The following is a 17414-nucleotide window of genomic DNA, read 5'->3' as shown; positions in this document are numbered from 1 at the left end:
GTGCTGTTCCGCAACTGGGAGAGGGTCGACGACCGGTGGCCGCCGGTGGTCCGGGTCGCCGACCACACCGGTGCCCCGCATCTGTTGGTGACCCGGCACGCCCTGGTCCGTCAGGTGCTCGCCGATCCGGTGACCTTCCGGCCGGACAACGCCCTGGACGCGGTCACGCCGGTGCCGGTCGCCGCGTTGCGGGTGCTGACCTCGTACGGGTTCCGGCTGCCGCCGACGCTGGCGAACAACGGCACCGCGAGTCACCCGGCGATCCGGGCGGTGGTCGCCGAGGCGCTGCACCCGACCCGGGTCGCCGCCCACCGGGACTGGCTGGCCGGGCTGGTCCGCGAGCGGGTGGCCGGGCTGGCGGCGACGCTGGCCCGGGGCGGCCGGGTCGACCTGTACGCCGGGCTGGCCGCCGACCTGCCGCTGCTGGTGCTGTCCCGGCTGGTGCAGTTGCCCCCGGCCGCGACCGACACGGTGAAGCGGTTCGCCCGCGCCGCGCTGGAGCTGTTCTGGGCTCCGGTGGACGCCGACCGGCAGCACGAGCTGGCCCACACGGTGGGCCGGTTCCACACCGTGCTGCGCGACTTCGCGGCGACCGGCGGCGGGCTGGCGAAGTCGCTGCGCGACGCCGGGCAGTCCGCCGACTCGGTGGTCGGGGCGCTGTTCTTCCTGCTGGTCGCCGGACAGGAGACCACTTCGCAGTTCCTGACGCTGCTGTTGCACCGGCTGACCGGTGAGCCGGCGGTGCTCGCCGGGCTCGCCGACGGCTCGGTCGACGTCGACGACGTGGTCGAGGAGGGGCTGCGCCTGGTGCCGCCGATCGTCACCTGGCGGCGGCGGGCGGCGCTCGACACGACGGTGGCGGACGAGCCGGTGCCCGCCGGGTCGAGCATCGTGCTCTGGCTGGCCGCGGCCGGCCGGGATCCGGCCGTGGTGGCGCGGACCGACCGGTTCGTCCCCGGTCAGCCGGGTTCCCGCCGGCATCTGGCCTTCGGTGCCGGGGCGCACCGCTGTGTGGGGGCGCAGCTGGCCAGGATGGAGACGGCGGTGGTGGTCGGCCAGGCGGTGCCGCTACTCACCGGTGCCGAGGTGGTCCGGGCGCCGTGGTCACCGGACAACCTGTCGTTTCGGATGCCGGACGCGCTGGTGATCCGGCGGCCGCCGCCGGACACCGCCCCGGCCGGCTGACGCTGACCTGCCCCGGCCCGCTGACGGCTGACCATCCGGCCCTGGCCCGGGGTGGTCAGCTGGTCTCGTCGGCCCACGCCCGCCAGTCGTCCAGTACGCCGTACAGCGCCGGGGTCAGCCAGCCGGGCGCGGATCGGCGGAACACCCCCGGTTCGAGGGTGCCGGCGCCGTCGGGCACCGCGCCGACCATGGTCGGCACCAGTTCGCTCAGGTTCGCCCAGTGCACCAGTTCGGGCTCGGCCGGCCAGGCGCCCAGCACCACGCCGGCGGGGACCGCCCGGCGGTCCAGCGCCTCCAAGGTCAACGCGGTGTGGTTGAGGGTGCCGAGCCCGGCCCGGGACACCACCACCGCCGGCGCGCCCAGCGACACCGCCAGGTCGGCGATGGTCCACGGCTCGCCGGAGGGGCGCAGCCCCATCGGCACCAGCAGCCCGCCGGCCCCTTCGACGAGCACCAGGTCGTGCTTGTCGGCCTCCTCGCGTACCGCGTCGACGGCCGCGTACAGCTCCAGCGGCTCGGCCGCGGCGACCCGGGCGGCGGCCAGCGGGGCCAGCGGTTCGGGATAGCTGGCGATGGTGCGTACGGTGGCCGGGTCGGCCAGCCGGGTCACCACGTCGGCGTCCGACGGCTCGCCGGTCGCCGTGCCGGTCTGACCTGGTTTGACCATCGCCACCCGCAGGCCGGCAGCCTGGGCGGCGGCGGCGATCGCCGCGGTCACCACGGTCTTGCCGACACCGGTGTCGGTGCCGGTGACGACCACCGCGCCGTGCCAGCCGGTCACGGCGCGCACTCCACGATCACGTCGAGCGCCCGGTCGAAGTCGGCCCGGGGGATCCCGGCGTTGACGGTGATCCGCAGCCGGGCCCGCTGGTCGGGGGTGGACGGTGGCCGGAAGCAGCCGACCGCGACCCCCCGGTCGCGGCAGTCCCGGGCCCAGGCGAGCGCGGTCTCCGGCCCGGGCGCGCCGATCGACACCACCCCGCCGGCCGGTGGCCCGCCGACGTCGAGACCGGCACCGGCGAACCGGTCCACGGCGGCGGCGACCCGGGCGGTCAGCTCGGCCCGTAGCCGCGCCCCGTCGCGGGCCAGCGTCAGTGCGGCGTGCGCCCCGGCGGCGACCGCCGGGGCGAGCGCGGTGTCGAAGATGAAGGTACGCCCGGTGTCGATCACGTGCCGGATCAGCGGCTGCGGCCCGGCCAGCACTCCCCCGCCCCCGCCGAGCGCCTTGGACAGGGTGGCGGTGACCACCACGTCGGGTTGGCCGGCGAGCCCGGCGGCGGCGCCGCCGCCGGCACCGGCCGGCCCGATGACACCGAGCGCGTGCGCGTCGTCGACCAGCAGCAGCGCACCGTGCCGGCGGACGACCGCGTGCATCGCGGCCAGCGGCGCCAGGTCGCCGTCGACGGAGAAGACCGACTCGGTGACGACCACCGCCGGCCGCCCGGCGTGGGCGGTCAGCACCGCGTCCACCGCGGCCGGGTCGGCGTGCGCGACGACCTCGGTCTGCGCGCCGGCGAGCCGGCCGCCGTCGATCAGCGAGGCGTGGTTGTGCGCGTCGCAGACCAGCAGGGTACGGGGCCGGACCAGTGCCCGGACCGCGCCGAGGTTGGCCAGGTAGCCGGAGGAGAAGACCAGCGCCCGGTCGGCGCCGAGCCAGTCGGCCAGGTCGGTCTCCAGGGCGGCGTGCGCGTCGGTGGAGCCACGGACCAGCCGCGAGCCGGTGGCGCCGAGGCCGTACCGGTGCAGGGCGTCCGCCGCCGCCGCGACCACCTCGGCGTGGGCGGCCAGCCCGAGGTAGTCGTTGCCGGCCAGGTCGGTCAGCGGGTCGTCGGCGGTACGGGGGCGCAGCTCGCGGGTCAGCCCGGCTTTGGCCCGCAGCTCGGCCCGCCGCCGTAGGCCGTCCAACCAGTCCGCCACGGGTCCCCCTCGTCGTCTACGCCGCCTTGTAGGGTACGACCATGTCCGACATCCTCGATCTAGCCCGCGCCCAAGTCCTGGAGCGTGGCGTCGGCCTGGACGAGGCCGGGGTCCTCGCCGTGCTACGGCTGCCCGACGAGCAGGTTCCGGCTGCGCTGCAACTCGCCCACGAGGTGCGGATGCGCTGGTGCGGGCCGGAGGTCGAGGTGGAGGGCATCGTCTCGCTCAAGACCGGCGGCTGTCCGGAGGACTGCCACTTCTGCTCCCAGTCCGGCCTGTTCGCTTCACCGGTACGGGCGGTGTGGCTGGACATCCCGTCACTGGTCGAGGCGGCGAAGCAGACGGCGGCGACCGGGGCCACCGAGTTCTGCATCGTGGCGGCGGTGCGGGGGCCGGACGCCCGGCTGATGCGCCAGATGCGCGACGGCGTCGCCGCGATCAGGGCCGAGGTGGACATCCAGGTCGCTGCATCACTCGGGATGCTCACACAGGAGCAGGTCGACGATCTGGTCGACATGGGGGTGCACCGGTACAACCACAACCTGGAGACCTGCCGCTCCTACTTCCCGAACGTGGTGACGACGCACAGTTTCGAGGAGCGGTGGGAGACGCTGCGGATGGTGCGCGACTCCGGCATGGAGGTGTGCTGTGGCGGCATCCTCGGGCTGGGCGAGACGATCGAGCAGCGGGCCGAGTTCGCCGCGCAACTGGCCGCGCTGGACCCGCACGAGGTGCCGCTGAACTTCCTCAACCCGCGGCCCGGCACGCCGCTGGGTGACCGTCCGGTGGTCGAGGCCCGGGACGCGTTGCGCGCCATCGCCGGCTTCCGACTGGCGATGCCACGAACCATCCTGCGGTACGCCGGCGGCCGGGAGATCACTCTCGGTGACCTGGGCACCCGGGACGGGCTACTCGGCGGCATCAACGCGGTGATTGTCGGCAACTATCTGACCACTCTGGGGCGCCCGGCGACGGAGGACCTGGCACTGTTGGACGACCTGAAGATGCCGGTCAAGGCGCTGTCGGCGACGATCTGAGCGGCCGGGCGTGCAGGCGATCTGGTGCGACCGGTGCGGTGCCGGGACCAGCACCGGCAACCACGACGGCTGCGCCGCGGCGCGGGCCTGGGAGCCGCCCCGCTTCTGTACCAGGTGCCGACGGCGGATGAAGGTGCAGGTGCTGCCGGCCGGTTGGTCGGCGCGGTGCGTCGAGCACGGCGAGGTCCGGCCGACCTGACCGGCCCGGCGGTGCTGGTCGGCGGCAACCGGGCCGGTCATCGACACCGACGCGGCGGCTCGTCGCCGACCGCACGGGACGCTGGCGTCGCCACGGCGCAGAGCCGGGCCGCGACCCGGTCCGGGTCGAGGTCCCACACCTGGGCCGAGGTGTCGGTCGAGCCGCTGAGCAGCAGGCCGTCGCGGGTGAACGCGATCGCGTTGACGTTGTCGACGTGCCCGACGAGCACCGCTGTCAGCTCCCCGCTGTCGACCTGCCACACCCGGACCAGGTCGTCGCTGACGGCGGTGGTGACCAGCCGCTCGCCGTCCGGACTGAAGGCCACCGCGGACAGCCTGGTGGTCGGAGTGTCCACTGTGCCGACCAGGTCCAGTCCGGCGACGGTGCGCAGCTCTACCTGACCATTGCTGCGGGCCACCGCGACCAGGTGTCCGTCCGGACGGACCGCGAGGTCGGTCAGCTGAAGGTCCGCGATTACTGCCCGGTCCCTGCCGGACAGGTCGGCGGTGTGCCAGGATCTCAGCTCGGTCCGCACCACCGTCTCGTCGCCGCTCACCACACCGTGGTTGGCGGTCGCCAACAGGGTGGTCCCGTCGGCGCTGAAGCCCAGTGCACTCACCGCGCCACCGGTCGGTAGGAATGTCGGTTCGGCGTCCCGGTCGAGCCGCCAGACCAGCACCCCGCCGTCCTCGCCGGCCGGGTCGAGCACGGCGACGGCGAGCAGCCCTCCGTCCGGCGAGTACGCCGGATGTCTGGTCGTCCAGCCGTCCCGCCCGGCGGCGGTGTCGTGCCCGACCAGTTCACCGGCGACGGTGTAGCGCAGTACGCCGCTGCCGGTGGTGCTGACCGCGAACGTGCCGTCACCGGCGACCGCGACCCCGGTGACGGTGTCCGACGCGCGGACGGTGGCCCGCACGGCGCGGGTGCCCAGGTCCCAGATCCGCACCACGTCGTCGCCAGCGGCGGTGACGACCCGGTCCGCCGCCGGGTCGACCGCGACGAACTGGACCGACTGCGGATGCCGCAGCAGCACCCCGGTGCGCCGGAACAGCACGGTCGGGGCGTCCGGTCCGGTGACGGCCACGGTCCGGCCGTCGGCGGCCACCGCCACGTCGGCGACGACCCGGCCGACGTAGCCGGTGTGGGCCGAGGAGACCACCCCGGTGGTCAACGCCCAGCTGTCGATCCGACCGGTACGCCACCCGCCGGTGGTCAGCAGCGAACCGTCCGGGGTGACGGCGAGCGGCACCGCAGCGCGAAACGGCCCGGCCGGCAGGGCGGTGCGCTCGCCGGACGACACCGACCAGCTGTTCAAAGCCCCGTCGGGTCCGCTGGTCACCAGCGCGTCGTCCGGGCCGAAGGCCACCTGTTGGGCGGCGGGCAGGCTGCGGATCAGGGTCTGGTCGGTCAACTGCCAGACCTGGACGTCACCGTCGGTGGGGTTGGCGACGGCCAGCAGCGTACCGTCGGCGTTGACGGTCAGGTCGTAGCCGAGCATCCCGGTCGGCAGCGACCACTGCAGGTCGCCAGTGGTCGCCGACCAGCCGCCGACCTGCAACTCGGGCGACAGGTCGGTGCCGAGTCGACCGGCAACGACCGTGGCGCCGGTGGGCAGCCAGCCGAGCGCGCCGACCGCCGGCAGGGTGTGCCGCAGCTGACCGGTCGACACGTCCCAGATCCGGACACCGTCCCGGCTGAACGAGCCGGAGGCGAGGAACCGGCCGTCCGGTGAGAAGGCCAGTGCCACCACACCGACGTCGGTGGCGTGCCGCAGCTCGACGTCGCGCTGGCGCAGGGTGGCGACGTCCCAGAGCCGGACCAGACCGTCCTGGTGTCCCACCGCCACCGCCGTGCCGTCCGGGCTGACGGCGGCGGACAGCCCGCCGGGCGCGGTGCCCAGCGGCCCGATCGTCCCCGATGCCTGCGCCGACAGCAGCGCACCGTACGCCTCGACAGTGGGTGCCTGGTCCCAGGCGTCGAGCGCCCTGCCGACGGCGAGCAAGTCGTTGTCGGCGGCCGCGGCGATCTGCGACTCGGCGGCCAGTTGTCGGGAAATCGCCTGCCGGCGTTGGTCCTCGGCTGCGACCTGCCGGTTCACCGCGACCAGCCCGCCGGCGACGGCGAGCAGCAACGCCGCCGCGAGTGACACGGTCAGCCGGCGCAGCCGCCGTATCCCGCGCAGCCGGGCCAGTTCGGCGGCCTCGGCGGCGGCCACGCTCGCGGCCAGGAAGTCGACCTCCGGCGCGGACAAGTCGTTGCGGTCGACCTGGTCACGCACCAGCGCCAGCCGGGTGCCGCGCAACAGCAGGTCGGGGTCGCGGCCGGCGGTCTGCCAGTCCTCGGCGGCGACGGTCAGCCGCTGCCGCCGGATCAGTTCGTCCCGGGCCTCGGCGAGCCAGCTGTCCAGGCGCGGCCAGTTGGTCAGCAGCGCCTCGTGGCTGATTTCGACGGTGTCGGCGGCGACGGTGACCAGCCTGGCCCGTACCAGCCGGGCCAGCAGGTCGGCGTCGAACAGCCGGCTGGCGCCCCGACGGCGGGCCACCGCCCCGGTGTCGGTGACGGTGACCAGGCGCAGCATCGCGGTCCGCAGCGCGGCGCGGCCGGCGGGATCCAGGTCGAGGTGGATCCGCTCGGCCGACTCGGCGACGGCGCGGCGGATCCCGCCGGTGGCCCGGTAGCCGGCCACGGTCAGCCGCCGCCCGTCGCGCCGCTGCCAAGTCGCCCGCAGGGCGTGACCGAGCAGCGGCAGCGCCCCTGGGTCGTAGCCGGCCGGTGCCGTCGCGTTCAGGTCGGTGAGCAACAGCTCGACCAGCCCGGGTTCGATCTCCAGGCCGGCCCGCGACGCCGGCTCGGTCACCGCGCGACGCAGTTGATCGGCGTCCATCCGACCGAGGACCAGATGCCCGGCGGCCAATGCATGCGCCAGCGGCGGCAGCTCGGCGCAGTCGGCATAGAAGTCGGCGCGGACCGCGATCACAACGACGGCCGGGGCGGCGGCGCCCAGCGCGGTCACGAAGGCCAGCCGGTGGGCCGGGTCGGCGCACTCGGTGAACAGCTCCTCGAACTGGTCCACCACGATCACCAGCCGACCGTCGGCGGGCGCGGCCCGGGCGGCGAGCGCACCGAACAGCTCCGGGGCCGCGTGCACGCGCGACGCCGGCAGGTCCGCGGCGTCCGCTCCGGCGGCGACGAGCGTACGGTCGACGAGCTCGTCCAGCGGCCGGGCGCCTGGGGTCATCAGCAGCCACGGCCACCGGTCCGCCGGGCCGAGCGCACCGGCGGCGATCGCTGGCAGCACCCCGGCGCGCAGTACCGACGACTTGCCGACCCCGGACACGCCGGTGACGATCAGCGGTGGACCGCCCACCGCCTGCTCGGCGAGGCGGCTGAGCACCTGCGAGGTCTGCTCCTGCCGGCCGTGGAACCAGGGCGCGTCCTCCGGTTCGAAGGCGGCCAGGCCGGGAAACGGGCACACCGGGTCGTCGGTCGCGGCCGAGCCGGGCTCTGGCCGATCCGGGTCGGTCTGCGGTTCGGCGGGTGCCTGCACCCGGCTGCTCAGCTGGGTGACGGTGAGCAGTTGCCGGCGTACCCGGTCCATCTCGACGCGCTGCTCATGGCTGCGTTTCGCCAGTTCGCGGCGGACCTCGCCGAGCACGCGGTGGACGTCGGTCAGCATCCACCGCAGCGCGCCGACGTCGTGGCCGAGGGCATGGAAGGTGGCGGCGAGGTCGTCGCGCAGCTGCGCGTCGGTCTCGGCCGCGGCGGCCAGCGCCACCTCGACCGCGTCGATGCCCCGCAGCAGCTCACCGAGTTCGGCGCGGATCGCCCGGGACTGTTCCCCTTCGTCGGCGAGCCGGGCCAGCAGTTCCTCGGCCAGCGCCTCGCGCCACTGCGCCTCGGTGGCCCGCCGGCCGCGCATCCGGTCGGCGGTGTCGACCAACACATCGGACAGGTAGCCACCGCCGATCTGGCCGAGTTGTTCGACAGCTGCGGCGAGCAGCCCGCCGGAGCCGATTCCGGCGGCGATCGGCGCCAGCGCCGAGGCGGTGAGGAAGGCGAGGATGCCGTACGGGGTGGCGTCGCTCAGTCGTGCCCCGGAACGCCGTGCGGCGGCGCGGACCCAGTCACGTACGCCGCGGCGGGCCCGTGTGGTGGCGTCGCCGGCCCGTCCGGCATCGCCCGAGCCGGCGGCCCCATCGGAGCCGGCGGCATCGTCCGCAGCGGCACCGTCCTGATCGACCATGCCCGTCCTCCTCACCATGCGTCGTTACACAGTGAACAGCAGGCGCACCCGCAGGCGGCGAAGACGCGCCGCAGCGCGGCAGCCGCCGGCCATCGCCCGCCGCGCCATGCACCCGGGCGGCACCATAACGTCAACTAGATATCCATGATGACGGGTATCTAGACGGCTACTCCTAGCAAGAGAGTAGGGAGTGAAGCTCGGCCCAACCGGCGTCGGCGCGGGTGGGGCGGGCCAGACCTGTCGAAGGGGACGTCCTGTGACCATTTCCGCAACCCGGAAAACTCTCACCGCCGGGCTGACCGCGCTGCTGGCGCTGGTCAGTTGGCCGGCAGCGGCCCAGGCCGCCGGACCGCTCGGCGAGATCCGCCGGGCCGGTGGCACCACCGCCATCCCGGACAGCTACATCGTGGTGCTGGACGACGAGGCTGCCACCGCGCCGACGACCCGGCGGCTCGCCGACCGGTACGGCGCCACCGTGCAGCATGTGTTCGACACCGCTATCGAGGGCTTCACCGCCCGGATGAGCGCCACCGCCGCCCGCAGGCTGGCTGCCCACCCGGCCGTCGCCTACGTCGAACAGGACCACACTGTCACGCCGTTGACCGCCGGTGTACAGCTGAACCCGCCGTCCTGGGGACTGGACCGGATCGACCAGCGCAACCTGCCGCTGGACAACCGCTACGCCTACCCCACCACCGCGCCCAACGTCCACGCCTACGTCATCGACACCGGAATCCACCGCACGCACAGCGACTTCTCCGGCCGGGTCAGCACCGGCTTCGACGTGATCGACGGTGGCCCGGCCGACGACTGCAACGGCCACGGCACCCACGTCGCGGGAACGATCGGCGGCAGAGTGTACGGCGCCGCGAAGGCGGTCCAACTGGTGCCGGTACGGGTACTCAGCTGCAGCGGCTCGGGGTCGATCTCCGGGGTGATCGCCGGAATCGACTGGGTGACCGCCAACGCGATCAAGCCCGCCGTCGCCAACATGTCGATCGGCGGCGGTGCCAGCACCACGCTGGACGCTGCGGTCGTCACCTCGATCCGGTCCGGCGTCACCTACGCGGTGGCCGCCGGCGGCTCCAACACCAGTGCCTGCAACACCTCACCGGCCCGGGTGCCGGAGGCACTGACCGTCGCCGGCACGACGATCACCGACGCCAGGATGAGTTCGGCGAGCTACGGCCCCTGCCTGGACCTGTTCGCGCCCGGGATGAGCATCACCTCGACCTGGCACACCGACAACTCCGCGGTCCGGACACTCAGCGGCAGCTCGATGGCGACCGCCCACGTCACCGGCTGCGCGGCACTCGTCGCCGCCAGAAACCCGTCGTGGAGTGCGGCGCAGGTCGGTAACTACCTGATCCGCAACGCCACCACCGGCGTCGTCACCGGCCCCGGGGCGGGCAGCCCGAACCGTCTCGTCTACTGCGCCGGCTGACCGCCGGCCCGAGCGCCGAGGAGTTCGACGATGGCAACGACCGTCAACGCGCACCCGCCCACCCGTACCGGCAACGCCACCGGCCGCCGCGGCACCGCCCGCCGGATGATGGCCACCGGTCTGACGCTGATCCTGACCACCGCAGCGCTGGTCGCCGGCACCGCAGCACCGGCGCAGGCGGCCACCACCCCGGGCATCGACGTCTCACACTGGCAGGGGCTCGATCAGCTGGACCAGCGTGCGCAACAGCGGCGTCGAGTTCGCCTACATCAAGGCCACCGAGGGCACCAGCTACAAGGATCCCCGGTTCAACACCAACTACGTCGCCGCGTACAACGCCGGTGTGCTCCGGGGGGCGTACCATTTCGCGCTGCCGGACCGGTCCTCCGGCTCGGTCCAGGCCAACTACCTGGCCAGCAACGGCGGCGCCTGGTCGGCGGACAGCCGGACCCTGCCGGCCGCGCTGGACATCGAGCACAACCCGTACGGCGCGATGTGTTACGGGCTGAGCCAGTCGGCGATGCGTAGCTGGATCAGCAGCTTCCTCGACACCTACCGGTCCCGCACCGGGCGGTACGCCGTCATCTACACCACCACCAGCTGGTGGAGCAGCTGCACCGGCAACTGGACCGGGCCGTGGAGCAACCACCCGTTGTGGCTGGCCCGGTGGGCGAGCAGCCCTGGCACCCTGCCGGCCGGGGCACCGTACTGGTCGTTCTGGCAGTACACGGCCAGTGGCAGCGTCCCCGGCGTCTCCGGCGCGGTCGACCGTAACCACTGGAACGGCACCCGCGCCCGGCTGGTGGCGCTGGCCAACAACGGCTGATCTGGCTCGTCGCCCCGGCTGGACCATCCGGACCGGCCGGGGTCGGCGGCACGCCCTGCTGGTAGCGCCGCCGTCATCAGCAGCACGCCGAACATGATCGCGACCGTGACCATCCTGATGGACCGACTCTGCGGGTTGTAGAGATCGGTGACCAGGGTGGTCACCACCCGTACCCACCAGATGGCGAGCAGCAGGATCGCCGCCTCGACAACGCCCAGCACACTCAGCCGCCGGGCGAGGGTCTCCGACAGCAGGGCGAGTGCGACCACGAAGGCCAGGTCGACGACAGCTCAAGGTGGCGCGCCGTGGTGCCAGCTCGCCACGGAGTAGGCCGCGCGGGTCGGCGGCCGCCGTCACGACCTCACCGCAGGTCAATCAGCCAAAATCAACCGGCCGTGCAGGCCAGGCCGTTCACCGTGAACGAGGTCGGCCGGGGGTTGCTGCCGGAGTGGGTGCCGTTGAAGCCGATGCTGGTGCTCGTGCCGGGCGCCAGGCTGCCGTTCCAGGCCGCGTTGCCGGCGCTGACCTGGTTGCCACTCTGCGACCAGGTAGCCGACCAGCCCTGGGTCACCTGCTGGCTGCCCGGGAACGCGAACCGCAGCATCCACCCGTCGATCGTCGACGCACCGGTGTTGGTGATCGTCACCGATCCGGTGAACCCGGTGGACCAGTCGTTGGTGGTGTAGTCGACCCGGCAGCCCAGCACCGGCGGGCCGCCGGTCGGAGTCGGCGACGGTGACCCAGTCGGGGGCGGGGTCGGAGTCGGTGTCGGGGAGACTGACGGCGATGGGGTGGGCGAGACCGACGGCGACGGGGTCGGGGTGGGGGTGGGCGAGACCGACGGCGTGGGGGTGGGCGACGGTGGTGGGCCATCCGGCTCCTGTCCCCAGATGAGGGTGCCCGCCTCGTAGAGCGGGACCGCTCGGTTCGGCCCGGCGGCCGCCTGGTAGGACGGGTCATTCGCCGGATTCCAGGTGCCGCCCTCAGCAACCCCGATCTTCAACTGCACCTCCATCCGGTGCGCCGACTGACCGGCCGGCGCGATCGTGTGGCCGGAGCAGTCGACCTCGACGTACCACAGGTCGCCCGAATGCTGCCGGGCCTCGGTGGGTTTCGGACACCCCTGGCTGTACGGGCTGCTCACCTGCAGCGCACCTGCACCGTCGCGGACGAAGTAGTACCGGAACGTCGCGGCGGTCAACGCCCGGGCGGGGAAGGCCGACTTGTTGTAGATCATCACCTTGACCCCGGTCGACCGGGTCTCGTTCTGCATGACGGTCGTCTCGATGGAGATCTCGTCGATGTCCGGCGTCTCCGGTTGCGGGAAGTCGGGCAGCGGCGTACCGCCGTACTCCTGATGCAGCCGGACCAGCGCGGAGGTGAAGCCGGCGTTGTAGTCGGTGGCGACTTCGTTCATCACGTAGTCGTCGCGGCGGTCGGTGTACGCGTCGTCCGGCGCGGACGGACCGCCGACCAGCGCCCCGTACAGCACGTGCCGGGTCTCCTCGGGCACCTGCATGCTGTCCCACCAGGAGCCGTGCGCGGTGCGGTGGTGTGGGTTACGCGGCGAGTTCGCCCCGAACCCGATGACGTAGCTGGAGTTGCGCGGATTGTCGCCGAGCGCGTAGTCGATCTGCCGCACGGCGAAGTCGTGGTAGCGGGTCCGGCGGGTCGGGTCGGTGATGCTGTCGCTGTAGACGAGCGCGGCGAAGGCGGTGTTCGCGGCGTAGCGCAGCGCCCCCCAGGTGTCGAGGACCGCCATCCCGCCCGGTGAGGTACGCACCTTCTCTCCGTTGACGCCGACGGTCCAGTAGTCCAGCCACCGGTTGGCATCGTCGACGTACTTCTGCTTGCCGGTCAGGTTGGCCAGCAGCACGTACGCGCCGAACTGCTTGTTGTCCCAGGCGAGGGTCCACTTGTAGGCCCGGGTGTCGGTCTGCGGCTCGGTGCCCAGGTCGTCGTACTCGGCTTCGGCCTTGGCCAGGTAGGACGCCTCCCCGGTGGCCCGGTGCAGCCAGATGGCGCCCCACACCAGTTCGTCCTGGTATCCGCTCCACGACCGGTAGAAGCTGGTCGCGTCGGTGATGCACTCGTGGTACGCCCTGCGCACGGTATCGGCGAAGGTATAGAGCTGCCGGGCGTGGCTGACCAGGGTGTCGGCGTACGCCGGATCGGTCGGCCGGAAGACCATCGACGACGCGGCCATCGCGGCCGCCGTCTCCGCCGCCAGATCCGAGCCACCGCAGGTCGCGTCGATGCGGTACGCCGGACGCGCCATCGGCATCACCTCGGCCGGTCCCCACCACTTGTGGTCGTCGTCGCCCTTGCCGACCTGGCCGTAGAGCACGTTGGGCGACGGATGCGCCTTGATGAAGTAGTCGTTGACGAACCGCAGGTTGTTCAGCAGGTGCGGCAGCTGCCCGGAGTCGGCGTAGCCGACCCGGTATTCGACCGCGCCCCAGGCGAGCATGGTGGTGGTGAAGGCCATCGGGAATCCGAACTTGACGTGGTCCCCGGCGTCGTACCAGCCGCCGGTGAGGTCGAGGCCGACGTCCGCCCCGTCGTCGAGTGCCGAGTCCGCCCGCCAGGAGACCCGGTTCCACTGCGGCAGCGGGCCGGACTGCTGCGCCTCGTAGAACAGCAGTGACTTCTGCAGCGCCTCCCCGTAGTTGAACGGTGGCGCCGCTGCGGCACCGGGTCGCGGGACTGCGGCTGTCGCGGCTACGGCGGTGAGCAGGATGGCCATGCCGGTGGTCGCCAGCCTGCGCCGCCAACGGGTCCGGCCGGCCGGCCGATTGTCTGCGCGCACTACACTCGCTCCTGTCCGTGGAGCCGCGCGCGGCAACGCGTCGTGGGAGGACACCGGGGGGCGGATGTGGGCGCATCCGCCCCCCGCCTCATGCCGGTCGCGCTGTCGCGGCGGTCAGCGGCCGGGCCGCCGGTGGGGTGCGGGGCCGGCCGGTAGATGGCGGTTGATGGTTCTCGGCTGACGGTTCACAGGGGTCACGGTGTCCAGCTGACACCGACGCGATGAGAGCGCTCCCATCGACAGGAAACGATTGCCACGCGTACCGATGATTCAACCGCCTGGGCCCGGCTTTGGGAAGCCCGTAACCACGATCAACCGGCACCGGAATAGGGGCGAGGTCTCCTCCTGCCGTCCTACAGGAGGAGACCCCGCCGTGCCACCCGGGACCTCGCGTCCAACGCACCGGACCCGCACCAGGACCGGGACGTCGGGGCAACCGCCTAGGTCGTGGTGGCGGGAGTCGGTGCCGAGATGTCGACCGGCCGATCGACCAACGGCACCGTGACGCTCATCATTTCCCCGTCGCGCTCGACCGGACCCGGCCGGTGCAGCCGGGCCAGGGTACGCAGCATGCCGAGATCGTCGGCGGCGACGTGTGCCACCAACGCCGCCTGCCCGGTCCGACCGGCGTGGCCGGCCAGTCGGCGCAGCAGCGCCGTGCCGACTCCACGCCGGCGCCACCCATCCTCGACCAGCAGTCCGACCTCGCCGAGGGCACCCTCGACGATCAGTTGCCCGGCGCCGACGATCCGGTCCGCCGCCGCGCTGGGGTCGACCGCGACCAGCAGCACCCCCCGGGGCTGTTCCAGCATCCGCCGCAGCCGGGCGGCGACGACCTCGGGCGGTCGGCCGACCAGACCGGGCGTGCCGCTCTCCGGCGAGCACCGGACCACCATCGCGTGCAGCGCGTTGAGATCGTCGGAGACCGCCGGCCGCAGCTGCAGCTCGGCACCGTCCGGCATCATCAGCGTCACCTGATCGCCGGTCCGCCGGTTGACCGCCGCCGCCAGCTCGACCAGGGCCTGAGCTCGGGCGAACTCGGCCGGAGTGAAGCTCGGCTCCCGCCGGACGACGTCGTAGCAGCCGCCCGCCGGATCCGGCAGCCGCATCGTGTCCGTCGACCGGGCAGCCGCCTGCGAAGCTGGCGCCGGCCGCCAGGTCACCGAGCCGGCACCGAGCAGGGTACGCAGCACGTCACCGAGCGCCTCCGGATCGCGGACCAGCCGGTTGGCCAGGGCGAGCGCCCGGGTGGGCTGGTCGGCCAGGCCCCGGGCCTCGGCGCGGGCGGCCCAGGCGTCCCGGCCCCGGCCACGCTCCACGGCGGCGACGAGATCCTTTTCGGTCATCGCGTCGGGCGCGTCGACGAGAAAATCGTCGACCGCCCCGGCCTCGGTGGTGTGCACCTGCACGGCGAGGATGTTGACCGCACGCAAGGCCAGGCTGGCGGTCAGCACGGCCAGGTAGCCCGGCCGGTCGTCGACCGTCGCTCTGATCCGCCACAGCGCCATGGCTGCTCCTCTCCCCAGGTGCTCGGTGCCCGCTTGGTCAGCGCCGCACTGCGCCCGTTTCCTACCTTGCCGCCGCGCTGTTTCCCTCAGGTTGCCCGGCGGTGACTTCTCGCGGTGCCGTCTGCGACCTGCGTCTCACCGCCTGGCGGCGACCGGATCGGCGGTCACCAGATCCAACCGGTCGCCCAGGATCACCGTCGCCGCCCGGACCAGCTGCGCTATCCGGTCCACCTCGGTGACGTGAAACGCGGCTGCCGGCAGACCGTCCCCATCGACCCGGGACACGATCAGCACCAGGCCGGCCCGACCGAACGGCACCGAGGCGTACCGCACCCCGTCCGGACCGTCCATCGGCCGGGCCCGCAACGGAGTGACCTCGGGCAGCCGCAGCGGCACCGGCGCCCGCCAACTCGCGTAGGCGACGGCCGGTTCGCCGCCGGTAGGTGGCTCGTCCATCGGCACGGTCAGGCCGGTGATGAAGTCGTCGTCGGGCAGCTGCCCACCGTCGAACCGCGACTCCGCACCGGGCGTCGGAGCGGGCCCGGCCAGGCCGGCGGACTGCGCCGTAGCGGCACCGGCCGGCGGCCGCGACGCACTACGGATCGCCCAGTCGGCCGGCACCACGGCCGCCGCCGCCCAGTCGGCCGCCAGCAGCCCCGGCACCGCGTCGACCAGCGTGGCCAGGCCGTCGACCGGATTGGCGGCGACCTGGGCGAGCAGTTCGGCGTCCTGGCCTCCGGTCACCGGAGTGCCGATCGCCCGCCACACGCCGTCGACCTGAACGCCGGGAATCGCCGCCAGTCCAGCGAGCAGCCGGTCGACCCGGGCGGCACCCGGCCACACCACGGTGAAGTCGTCCACCGCCCGACCACCCAGCCGCTCCAGCACGGTCACCTGGACGATGTCGGCGCCTGCGACGCCGAGTGTGCGGGCCACCTGGCCGAGTGCGCCGGGCCGGTCCGGCAGGGTCACGCGAACCCTCAGCAACATGTCAGTCCTCCCGTAGCGCAGGCCGGCCCCTCCCCCGGTCGACAACTACCCTGCCCGATGACCATTTCATCCCTGTTGCGATGACATGACTCGGCAGGTAAACCGCTGGAGAACGGGGTTGGACACGCTGCACCATCACCCGTTCGGATGATCTTCACCGGTCGGCCGAGTCGCGGTCAGGCCGAGTCGCGGGCCACCATGTGGGTCTCCAGCAGGACGTACGGGACCTGCAGCTCATCGTGCCGGATCCGGGACAGCAGCAGTCGGGCCATCTGCCGGCCCATCTCCTCCACCGGCTGAAAGACGGTGGTCAACGGCGGATCGGACTGCCGGGCGATCGGGGCGTCCTCGAATCCGACAACCGCCACGTCGTCGGGCACCCGCCGGCCGGCCTCACGCAACGCCCGCAGCGCGCCGCAGGCCATCAGGTCGGACGCGACGAACACGGCGTCCAGATCGGGATGGCGCTCCAGCAGCTGGCGCATCGCCGCAGTGCCGCTGCCCTCGCTGAAGTCGCCGTACGCGACCAGGGATTCGCCACCCGGCGGGCCGCTGTGCCGGATCGCCTCGTGGTAGCCGGTCAACCGGGCGACGCCGACCCCCATGTCCTGCGGGCCGGCGATGGTGGCGACCCGCCGCCGGCCGCCGGCCAGCAGGTACTCGACCGCCAGCCGGGCGCCACCGGCGTTGTCGACGTCGACGAAATAGGCCGGACGCGCGTCCGGATGCAGCATCCGAGCCGGCCGGCCGCCCAGAACGCTGGGCAGACCGCGCTGTTCGAGCAGGGTAGGCAGCGGATCCGCGTCGTGCAGTGACAGCAGCAGTACGCCGTCGACGTGCTGATTGGTCAGATGGTGCTCGACCCGCTCCCGTTCGGCGGGTGACTGGGCCATGGCCAGCCAGAGCTGCATCGGGGTGTCGAGCAGCCCGGAGCTGATACCCCGGACGATCCCGGCGAAGAAGGGTTCACCGAAGACCCGCTCCTCGGATTCGGAGACCACCAACGCGACCGAGTCGGTCCGTTGAGTGACCAGCGCCCGGGCTGCCCGGTTCGGTACGTACCCCAACTCGGCGATCGCCTGCTGTACTGCTGCTCGCGCCTCGGGGCTGACCTGCGGCGAACCGTTGACGACACGGGACACCGTGCCCCGCCCGACCCCGGCACGCGCGGCGACCGCGTCGAGGGTGGGCCGCCCGAGTGACCGGGTGCGCTGGGTTGTCATCGTCTGTTCCTCCGACCCTGGGCCGCGCGGCGC

General features: G+C 73.0%; 12 protein-coding genes and 2 pseudogenes. 5 read left to right on the top strand and 9 right to left on the bottom strand.

Features of this window, described 5'->3' with window-relative positions:
- Entirely contained in the window at positions 1-1185 is a 1185-nt protein-coding gene (locus ACXAHD_RS09890) for a cytochrome P450 (protein ID WP_281554122.1), read from the top strand.
- A 55-nt stretch (positions 1186-1240) separates the two neighbouring features.
- Here ACXAHD_RS09890 and bioD read toward each other — a convergent pair whose 3' ends face one another.
- On the bottom strand, positions 1241-1975 hold the full coding sequence (gene bioD, locus ACXAHD_RS09885) for a dethiobiotin synthase (protein ID WP_475049901.1): 735 nt from the start codon (positions 1973-1975) through the stop codon (positions 1241-1243).
- The gene (locus ACXAHD_RS09880) at positions 1963-3102 is read right to left on the bottom strand and encodes an 8-amino-7-oxononanoate synthase (RefSeq protein WP_475049899.1); all 1140 of its coding nucleotides are present in this window, start codon (positions 3100-3102) and stop codon (positions 1963-1965) included. Before ACXAHD_RS09880 ends, bioD begins: the two co-directional genes overlap by 13 nt.
- 41 nt (positions 3103-3143) lie before the next feature.
- On the opposite strand from ACXAHD_RS09880, the gene bioB reads away from it, so the two are divergent.
- Both bioB and bsaP read left to right on the top strand, forming a co-directional pair.
- Positions 3144-4139, top strand: coding sequence for a biotin synthase BioB (gene bioB / locus ACXAHD_RS09875; RefSeq protein ID WP_289212535.1), 996 nt, complete (start codon positions 3144-3146; stop codon positions 4137-4139).
- Positions 4140-4149: 10 nt separating this feature from the next.
- The gene (gene bsaP, locus ACXAHD_RS09870) at positions 4150-4338 is read left to right on the top strand and encodes a biotin synthase auxiliary protein BsaP (protein WP_281554118.1); all 189 of its coding nucleotides are present in this window, start codon (positions 4150-4152) and stop codon (positions 4336-4338) included.
- A gap of 37 nt (positions 4339-4375) precedes the next feature.
- Here the strand turns inward: bsaP and ACXAHD_RS09865 are convergent, their stop codons facing one another.
- Positions 4376-8581, bottom strand: a complete 4206-nt coding sequence (locus ACXAHD_RS09865) for an NACHT and WD repeat domain-containing protein (protein ID WP_289212534.1) — start codon at positions 8579-8581, stop codon at positions 4376-4378.
- Between the two features lie 256 nt (positions 8582-8837).
- Here ACXAHD_RS09865 and ACXAHD_RS09860 point away from each other — a divergent pair, with 256 nt between their 5' ends.
- A complete protein-coding gene (locus tag ACXAHD_RS09860; RefSeq protein ID WP_281554116.1) occupies positions 8838-10025 on the top strand; it encodes a S8 family peptidase in 1188 nt (395 codons plus the stop codon).
- On the opposite strand, the gene ACXAHD_RS09855 is transcribed toward ACXAHD_RS09860, so the two are convergent.
- The gene (locus ACXAHD_RS09855; protein ID WP_475049966.1) at positions 10010-10222 is read right to left on the bottom strand and encodes a hypothetical protein; all 213 of its coding nucleotides are present in this window, start codon (positions 10220-10222) and stop codon (positions 10010-10012) included. The two genes, ACXAHD_RS09860 and ACXAHD_RS09855, sit on opposite strands and share 16 nt — an antisense overlap.
- On the opposite strand from ACXAHD_RS09855, the pseudogene ACXAHD_RS09850 reads away from it, so the two are divergent.
- Positions 10131-10851: pseudogene (locus ACXAHD_RS09850) on the top strand (lysozyme). The gene ACXAHD_RS09855 and the pseudogene ACXAHD_RS09850 sit on opposite strands and share 92 nt — an antisense overlap.
- 65 nt (positions 10852-10916) lie before the next feature.
- Here ACXAHD_RS09850 and ACXAHD_RS09845 read toward each other — a convergent pair.
- From ACXAHD_RS09845 to ACXAHD_RS09825, 5 genes and pseudogenes are all read right to left on the bottom strand, one after another.
- Positions 10917-11120: pseudogene (locus ACXAHD_RS09845) on the bottom strand (low temperature requirement protein A); the annotation flags it as partial.
- A gap of 116 nt (positions 11121-11236) precedes the next feature.
- Positions 11237-13597, bottom strand: a complete 2361-nt coding sequence (locus tag ACXAHD_RS09840) for a glycoside hydrolase family 9 protein (RefSeq protein ID WP_475049961.1) — start codon at positions 13595-13597, stop codon at positions 11237-11239.
- 503 nt (positions 13598-14100) lie between these two features.
- Positions 14101-15168, bottom strand: coding sequence for a GNAT family N-acetyltransferase (locus ACXAHD_RS09835; protein ID WP_281554114.1), 1068 nt, complete (start codon positions 15166-15168; stop codon positions 14101-14103).
- A 135-nt stretch (positions 15169-15303) separates the two neighbouring features.
- Entirely contained in the window at positions 15304-16158 is an 855-nt protein-coding gene (locus ACXAHD_RS09830) for an ACT domain-containing protein (protein WP_281554113.1), read from the bottom strand.
- A gap of 176 nt (positions 16159-16334) precedes the next feature.
- Positions 16335-17381, bottom strand: coding sequence for a LacI family DNA-binding transcriptional regulator (locus ACXAHD_RS09825; protein ID WP_123600762.1), 1047 nt, complete (start codon positions 17379-17381; stop codon positions 16335-16337).
- Between the last annotated feature and the right edge of the window lie 33 nt (positions 17382-17414).

The organism is Micromonospora sp. ABR4_055 (genome assembly GCF_056160425.1).
This window is presented reverse-complemented; position numbering and strand designations above follow the sequence as displayed.

Excerpts from the sequence above, each read along its gene's own strand:
- bioB (WP_289212535.1), top strand. The coding sequence starts at position 3,144 with ATGTCCGACATCCTCGATCTAGCCCGCGCCCAAGTCCTGGAGCGTGGC.
- ACXAHD_RS09865 (WP_289212534.1), bottom strand. The coding sequence starts at position 8,581 with ATGGTCGATCAGGACGGTGCCGCTGCGGACGATGCCGCCGGCTCCGAT.
- ACXAHD_RS09855 (WP_475049966.1), bottom strand. The coding sequence starts at position 10,222 with ATGCCCGGGGTGGTGGCCGCCTGCGCCGGTGCTGCGGTGCCGGCGACC.
- ACXAHD_RS09840 (WP_475049961.1), bottom strand. The coding sequence starts at position 13,597 with ATGGCCATCCTGCTCACCGCCGTAGCCGCGACAGCCGCAGTCCCGCGA.
- ACXAHD_RS09835 (WP_281554114.1), bottom strand. The coding sequence starts at position 15,168 with ATGGCGCTGTGGCGGATCAGAGCGACGGTCGACGACCGGCCGGGCTAC.
- ACXAHD_RS09830 (WP_281554113.1), bottom strand. The coding sequence starts at position 16,158 with ATGTTGCTGAGGGTTCGCGTGACCCTGCCGGACCGGCCCGGCGCACTC.
- ACXAHD_RS09825 (WP_123600762.1), bottom strand. The coding sequence starts at position 17,381 with ATGACAACCCAGCGCACCCGGTCACTCGGGCGGCCCACCCTCGACGCG.